5 protein-coding genes and 1 pseudogene are annotated in these 7,503 nt (G+C 59.8%); all 6 read left to right on the top strand.

Going from position 1 to position 7,503, the window contains the following annotated elements; translation table 11 throughout:
• A partial coding sequence (gene tssI, locus BM046_RS07225) for a type VI secretion system tip protein TssI/VgrG (RefSeq protein WP_143084165.1) occupies positions 1–1,053 on the top strand: 1,053 nt, incomplete at its 5' end.
• Positions 1,050–1,925 carry a DUF4123 domain-containing protein gene (locus BM046_RS07220; protein WP_090538406.1) on the top strand — a complete coding sequence of 292 codons (876 nt, stop codon included), beginning with the start codon at positions 1,050–1,052 and terminating at the stop codon, positions 1,923–1,925. The genes tssI and BM046_RS07220, both read left to right, overlap by 4 nt.
• Positions 1,922–5,512: a T6SS effector BTH_I2691 family protein gene (locus BM046_RS07215; RefSeq protein ID WP_090538405.1), complete on the top strand. Its 3,591-nt coding sequence runs from the start codon at positions 1,922–1,924 to the stop codon at positions 5,510–5,512. The genes BM046_RS07220 and BM046_RS07215 overlap by 4 nt, the downstream gene beginning before the upstream one ends.
• On the top strand, positions 5,454–6,203 hold the full coding sequence (locus BM046_RS07210) for a hypothetical protein (protein ID WP_090538404.1): 750 nt from the start codon (positions 5,454–5,456) through the stop codon (positions 6,201–6,203). The genes BM046_RS07215 and BM046_RS07210 overlap by 59 nt, the downstream gene beginning before the upstream one ends.
• A gap of 68 nt (positions 6,204–6,271) precedes the next feature.
• Entirely contained in the window at positions 6,272–7,006 is a 735-nt protein-coding gene (locus tag BM046_RS07205) for an HPP family protein (RefSeq protein WP_090538403.1), read from the top strand.
• A 66-nt stretch (positions 7,007–7,072) separates the two neighbouring features.
• Positions 7,073–7,503, top strand: a pseudogene (locus BM046_RS16230) (hypothetical protein); the annotation flags it as partial.

Here is a 7,503-nt window from a genome sequence, read left to right as displayed (position 1 = left end):
GAGGGGGAAACAGCCTTCACCCAAGGCTACCGCAACCACTTCCAGGCCACCCCCTGGGACACCCCGCACCGCCCAGCCCTGCGCCACCCCAAACCCCGGGTGCAGGGCCAGCAGACCGCGGTGGTCACCGGCCCTGCCGGCGAAGAAATCCACTGCGACGAACAGGGCCGGATCAAGGTCCAGTTCCACTGGGACCGCGAAGGCCAGGCCGACGCCCACACCAGCTGCTGGCTGCGGGTGGCCAGCAGCTGGGCCGGCAACCACTGGGGCAGCGTCACCATCCCGCGCATCGGCATGGAAGTACTGGTCAGTTTTCTGGAAGGCGACCCGGACCAGCCACTGGTCTCCGGCTGTCTGTACAACAGTGCCCATCCGGTGCCCTGTGAGCTGCCGGCACACAAGACCCGCAGCCTGTTCAAGAGCCTGAGCAGCCCCGGCGGCAACGGTTTCAACGAACTGCGCATCGAGGACAAGGCCGGCGAGGAGCAGATCTTTATTCACGCCCAGCGCGACTGGGATCAGAGCATCCGGCACGACCAGCGCATCCGCGTCGGCAACGAACGGCATGAACGCATCGAGGCCAACCGTTACACCGAGAACCTGGCCGAAGAGCACCACCGCACCCACGCCGACCGCAGAACAGAAATCAAGGCGGATGACCACCTGACCGTCGCCAACAACCAGCATGTAAAGCTTGGGCAGGGGCAGTTCATCGAGGCAGGGCAGGAGATTCACCTGTCCAGCGGCATGAAAGTGGTGCTGGAAGCCGGCGCGGAAATCACCTTCAAGGTCGGTGGCAGTTTCGTCAAGCTCGACCCCGGTGGCGTCACTCTGGTTGGCCCGAACGTGAAGATGAATTCCGGTGGCAGCGCAGGCCAGGGCTCAGGAGCCAGGCCGCTGGTGCCGGGTGAGACGGTGGCGTCCGAGGTGGCAGATAAGGGCAAGTTGCTGGTGCAAGCGCAGCGTCAGGCTTTGATGCGTGCTGCGCCGCGCTGCGACATCTGCCTGCAGCCCGAACAGCCGGCACTGGCGAGGGAAGGAACCGGGCAATGAGCGTCGCTGGCCAGTCCTACCTGCTGTTCGACGGCGTCCTGCGCGAACAGTTGCTGCCCTGGCTGTATCTGCAGGATGAGCCACTGGAGGTTGAACCTCTGTATGCGCGCACTCCCTGGCGCGAGCTGGCCGATATTGGTCCTGTGCTGGTGCAGCCATTGTCCCCCAACGGGCTGATCATGAACTTTGAGGGTGACCCGACATTGCAGGCCTGCGCGTCGGTACTGCGCAGCAAGGCGGCGATAGCGGCGGTGGCCGACCATCTGCGGCAGTTCATAGAGGTCAGCGATACGCTGGGGAGTGCCAGTCTGCTGCGTTTTGCCGATCCTCTGGTGGCGCAACACTGGTTGGCCAGCTACGGTCCCCAGGCCCTGTCTGCCGTACTGGGGCCGATCGATGAATGGCGCATGGCGGCCCACAGAGGCCGCTGGCAGAACCGGCAACACACCGAGTGGCTCAGCTTTCATTCGTCCGAACCCACGACCTCGTCATCACCCTTTCGGCTCAGCCACCTGGAAGAGCCACAGATCCAGGCGTTGGAACAGGCCTACCAACGGCGCTTTGCTGACCGGTTGGATAGCTGGCTTGAGCAGGCCGTCCCCGACTTCAGGGAAGCTCTGGGCAGCCGATGGGGCGACTGGCTTACCGGGCAATATCAGGCAGCCCAGGCCTGGGGGCTGACCACCGAACGCAGTATCGCCATCTGGCTGGAGTTGCATGCTCGGCTCGGCGATGGGGTGTGCAGTGCCGAGGAGGGCCGGTATGCCGTCTGGCTGACTGATAACCCTCATATGAAGCGCGTCCCTCCGGATGCACGCATTCAGGCTTTCGAAGCCGATTTTCTCAACTGTCAGCAGAAGGGACTTTCATGACGGTCGTACATCCGCTATCCCTCGCGCAGGCCCAACGCAATCAGCAGTTCGAGGACAAGCCTGCCAGTGCCAATGCACAGTGCCCGCTGCGTGCACAGGAAGTGGCGATCTTCCCGGTACGCTATGCACTGGATGAGTCGCCTGCCAAGGGCTCGTCACAGGGGCCGAATCCTCTGCCGACAGGTTTCGACGCCGGGCATCTGCCGCCTCTGGAGTCGCGCAGCTATACACTGCGTCAGCTGCGTGATGGCTGGTTGTATGTCTGGGACGAAGTGGCGCGCACCTTTCATGAGTACCGCGTACAGGGCCATCTGTTCACCCGGATGGTCTGGACAGAGCGGGAGCTGGGGCAGGACGCGCGCGACAATGCCGGCGACACCCGACCCTATCTGCTTTACCCGCGCAGCAGTCGTCTGCGCCTGGCTTACTCGCCGGTGCAATGGACGTGGCGCATCTGCGAACGAATGCGCAGCAATGTTCAGCAGCAGACGCAGTGGATGCGTGACCTGGATCTGGGCAGCTACTGCAACGGCCTGCAGATTGCCCATGGCGCCCCGTTGCGCACTCTGGGCGACTGTGTAGCCGATATCAGCAGCGCTGGAGCGGTCCCCGGTTTCGAGACGACCTTCGTGCCCACCACAGGGGAGCCGAACAGCGAACACCCGGCCATGCAAGTCAAACCCGGCATCAGCGATGCTCAGGTGTTGGGCGCGGTACCGGATCAGGATACGGCCTTGTTTATCGCGCTGGATGATCCTCTGGCGGTCATTCAGGATCTGAACATGCAGCTCAACGGTCGTCTGGCAGAGATCGGCGAGTTTGACATCCAGTACCGCAACACCATTCAAAGTGCTCTGGCTGTGCATCAGGCCTGCGGCGTCGACCTGGACGCAGTCATGCCGACGGCGGTGAGGGACGATCTGCAGCAGCGACTTGCATTCACTGCCGATGCGCACCGCTTTCTCACCAGCTATGCCTATGCGCATGGTGGCGCGCATGCTGAGTTAGGTGCGGTTGCCGGCGCCTTGCACGCACACCAGATCGATGTGGATATCATGCGCGACAAGTGGCAGGTGTCGCACAACCATCCGGCATGGCATGAGCTGGCCAAAGACTGGCGGGCCAAGGACACCTGGCGCAACGATGTGCGCTACGACGAAGTCTGCATCTTTTTAAATGAGAGGGCTGATGAACTACTGCGTCTGCGTCGCCACGTGCGGGTTTCCGAGACTGATCTGATTCGCTGGCTTGAGTCCCTGCGACCGGAAGTAGAAGCGCTGTTCTACGACACCTGCAACGCGCAGCAGAGCGCAGAACTGCTTGAGTGGGTGGAGGGAATCGCCCAGAGCCTGGGGGGCTGCAGCAGCGACGAAGTGGACGCCCCAGCGCAGAATAACAGCATCATGCGGTTGGCCCGGCTCCAATTCCAGGGGCAGTCATGGTTGTATCGCCAGATGACGGAAGAGAGCAATCTCATAGGTCTGGCCTTGTTCAATTTCAATAGCGAGCTCGCCCAGGCCCTGGAACAGATCGCCTACAACTACACCACCACCGGCACGATCGATGGCTTGGGACAGCAGCCGGACACCAGCGGCCAGATCAATACCGGGAGCGACTTCTGGCAGCGGACGCTCAAGGGGGCAGAGGACGTTCAGGATCTGCTCAGTCTGGAAATGGTGCGGAACAGCCGCCTCTACCGCTCGCTGTCCGAGACAGCTCGCATGAGCATGGACGCTCTGCGTCAGGCTACTCTTCAACGCGCCGGTGAAGTATGGAATCGGTTGTCGACACTGTTCCTGCCGGCGCTCAAGGCCCAGGCCAATAATCCGACGACGGCGGTGCATGTGCTGCGCCTTTCGCTCATCCAGATTGTGGTGAGCCATGAGGTTTCCGACATTGTGGCCCTGAAGCTCAACAGGAACTTCGCCCGTGAACAACAGCAATGGACTATGGAGCAACAGACAATAGCCAGGCAGCGGCGAGGTCAGCAGGGAACACTGAGCAGATCAGGCAATTGGTATGACAAGAAGTCAGCACGCCAGGATCTGCGTGCACTGGATGTGGCGCTGCAGGACCACTACAGCAACTGCCCCCGGCATGTATATGGTGTATTGAAAGGCCAGTCCCGCAGCACCACGGTCAGCGTCCAACAGCTTGAAGTGTTGCTGTTTACGGTCGGCCAGTCAGAAGCGCAGACCCAGCTGCACCTCAAGGCAACCAGCCCGGCCGCCTATGCCGCCCGTACCAAGGCGTGGGTTGACCTCAACCTGGGAGGAACCCTGCCGGTACTGCTTGCCGGCCTCGGCCTGTGGAATTTGATGGTGACCACCCGGGCGGTGCATCACGACGGTTACCTCACCGGTGAGGAAAAGAACCAGCTGCTCACCTCGCTGGCTACCGCGGGCTCGTTGTTGATGGCGCTGATGGTGATGCCGATGTGGGCGCGGGTGGGGAATATGGTGGGGGTGATTCGGGGCCAGACACTGGAATTGACCCAGGCAGGGGCGCGTGTCTGGTTGAAGGAAAGCCAGTTTGCCCACGCCAAGCTCGCCCAGCGCCTTATTGCCCGCACCGCAGGTATGGCGGCACTGAATGTCATCGCGGCAGCAAGCGAGATTGTGCAGGTCGGTCGACAGATGGAGCGGGCGACCAGTCAGGAGCAGACCGAGGCGTTGAACCTGCAGTTAGGTTCACTTTATGCGATGGGGTTCTTGGGGTCTATCCAGACGTTGGGCAGCCTTTCAGGTCTTTACTTCAACTTTGCCTGGGTCATGGGCGGCTGGATGATTGGCTTACTGGCCATTGTAGGGCTGGTCTATCTGGTCGCCAGCGTATTGGTCAGCCTCTATCACCGTGAGGGTTTGCGACTCTGGTTGTACCAGTGCTACTGGGGCAAGGCCGCCATCCCCATGGATAACACCGATGAAGCCCACGGGCAGAGCCTCTGGCAACTGGCGCAGATATGTCTGACCCCGGGCGTCAGTGTTCGCTCGACCAATAACCCATACTGGAACGGGCTCGATGGTGCCTGGTTACAGATCAGCCTGCCGGCCCAGTTGGCAGGCCAGGGTTGCGAGGTCAAGGCCGTATTTGTACGCAAGGCCGGCGGGTTCCTGGCCAGCAGAAGCGTGATTGCTCTGGAGCAGCAGGTATACGACCGCTTGAGCGGTGGCTACTGGAGCCCGGCACTGGAGGATGACCCGTTGTCGAATATGCCCCCGGTCGGCCATAACGACAAACTACCGAGCGACCATGATTATTCCGCTGAGGCCAGCCATTACCACTGGCGCACCTGGATACCGGTCAGTGGTGCTTCCTATGTCGAGCTGGAACTGAGCTACCCGGAATTGGATAAGGAACGTGAACCCATGCGTTTCATGTTCAGGGCCAAGCTGATGAATGCCCCCCGAGCCGCCGAGCTGATCAGCGACCCGCTGTCGGATGGGCCAGTGGAAGGTGAGCTTCTCTCACGCACTGCCGTACAACCACAAATGATTACCCTGCCAGCACCCTTTATGGAGACTTCGGATGTTCTCACGCAAACCCCTGACCCTGCCGCCCCAGCTGGTCTGGCGGTACAAGGATGAACTGGCCCTGGCTGAATGGTCATTGAGGGCCCGAGCGTATAACACGGATATTGCCAACGCGATTGCGGCCTTCTTCCTGATCGTCCAAGTACCCTGTCTGTATTGGTTGTTGCCATCGATGGCGACGAATCTGAAGGATCAGTTACTTATCGGGGGTTTCCTCTATATGGTTGTCATGAGCGGGGCATTCAGCATGACCCACCAGACAACCAAGTTCGCCTACCGGCTGACCGCTTCTGGGCTGGAATTCTGCGAATGGAAGGAATTCCCCGAGTGGCTGCCCCGGCTGCTGAAGTGGGCGGCCGGCATCACCTGCGTGTTCATGCTGATGCTGGCCACAATACACCCGGCGGCATTGATTGGCGCCATAGCAGGGCCGGGCATGATGGGGCTGATGTATCTGAAAATGGGGACGTCGAGTCAGTTCCGGAGAATGCATGAGCGGTTTCACCAGGGTTTTCACCCGTGGACTGACTTTACCAAGATGATCGTCTTCCGGCGGCGCGCGATCATCGGTTTGGACTTCACCTACTTCAATCCGATGGCCGATGAAGGAAAGGGGCGGATGATAGATACGGACCGCTTGCTCTACTGCCGCAGAGCCCAACTCGACGATCTGATCGCCATCATCCGCGAGCACCTCCCCGAATCCACACCCTACGAAGAGGCCTACATCCCCATCTATGCCTGATGGGTTGATGCTGCCCAACAAAACGGAACTTGCCAGCCGAGCGCGGCTGGCTGCCATGGTGACTTCAGATGTTTGAATCGCCCCTGACCCTGCCGCCCCAGCTGGACTGGCAGTACAAGGATGAACTGGCCCTGGCCGAATGGTCATTGAGAGCCCGGGCGTATAACACGGATATTGCTAATGGTCTCCTGGTTATCTTCACGCTTATCTCATTAGCGGGGACGTATTGGCACAGGACATTAGGCGACCATCACATCCTCATTGATGTTTTGCTCTTTTGTGTTGTCATGAGTGGAGCATTCAGCATGACCCACCAGACAACCAAGTTCGCCTACCGGCTGACCGCTTCCGGGCTGGAATTCTGCGAATGGAAAGAATTCCCCGAGTGGCTGCCTCGGATGCTGAAGTGGGCGGCCGGCATCACCTGCGTGTTCATGCTGATGCTGGCTACGGTACACCCGGCGGCATTGATCGGCGCCATAGCAGGGCCGGGCATGATGGGGCTGATGTATCTGAAAATGGGGACGTCGAGTCAGTTCCGGGAAATGCATGAAAGGTATCGGCACAAGGTGAAGCCATGGAGTGACTTTACCAAGATGACGGTGTTCCGCCGGCGCTCCATCATTGGGCTACATTTCGAGTGGTATAACCCTAATGCTGATGGCGGCAAGGGTCGAATGATCCCCTGGGAGACGCTTCTCTACTGCCGAAAATCCCAACTCGACGATCTGATCGCGATCATCCGCGAGCACCTCCCCGAATCCACACCCTATGAAGAGGCCTACATCCCCATCTATGCCTGATGGGTTGATGCTGCCCAACAAAACGGAACTTGCCAGCTGAGTTGTTGGCTGCCATGGAGACTTCAGATGTTCTCACGCAAACCCCTGACCCTGCCGCCCCAGCTGGACTGGCAGTACAAGGATGAACCGGCCCTGGCCGAGTGGTCATTGAGGGCCCGAGCGTACAACACGGATATTGCCAATGGACTGTGCCTAGGAGTTTCCCTGATTGCTATACCAATGGCTATTTGGCTGGGGTTTGACATTGAACGCCCACTATTCTGGCAACTGTCTTTAACAATATTCGGCCTATTTTTATTTGGCTCAATGATATTCAGCATAACCCACCAGACAACCAAATTCGCCTACCGGCTGACAGCTTCAGGGCTGGAGTTCTGCGAATGGAAGGAATTCCCCGAGTGGCTGCCTCGGATGCTGAAGTGGGCGGCCGGCATCACCTGCGTGTTCATGCTGATGCTGGCCACGATACACCCGGCGGCATTGATTGGCGCCATAGC

The sequence above is a fragment of the Halopseudomonas formosensis genome (genome assembly GCF_900115905.1).
In the GTDB taxonomy this organism is placed as follows: Bacteria; Pseudomonadota; Gammaproteobacteria; order Pseudomonadales; family Pseudomonadaceae; genus Halopseudomonas; species Halopseudomonas formosensis.
The sequence above is the reverse complement of the archived record's forward strand: the minus strand, read 5'-3'. Positions and strand labels throughout refer to the sequence as shown.

Coding starts and splice junctions, on each gene's coding strand:
- BM046_RS07205 (WP_090538403.1), top strand. CDS start 6,272: ATGTTTGAATCGCCCCTGACCCTGCCGCCCCAGCTGGACTGGCAGTAC.
- BM046_RS07215 (WP_090538405.1), top strand. CDS start 1,922: ATGACGGTCGTACATCCGCTATCCCTCGCGCAGGCCCAACGCAATCAG.
- BM046_RS07220 (WP_090538406.1), top strand. CDS start 1,050: ATGAGCGTCGCTGGCCAGTCCTACCTGCTGTTCGACGGCGTCCTGCGC.
- BM046_RS07210 (WP_090538404.1), top strand. CDS start 5,454: ATGTTCTCACGCAAACCCCTGACCCTGCCGCCCCAGCTGGTCTGGCGG.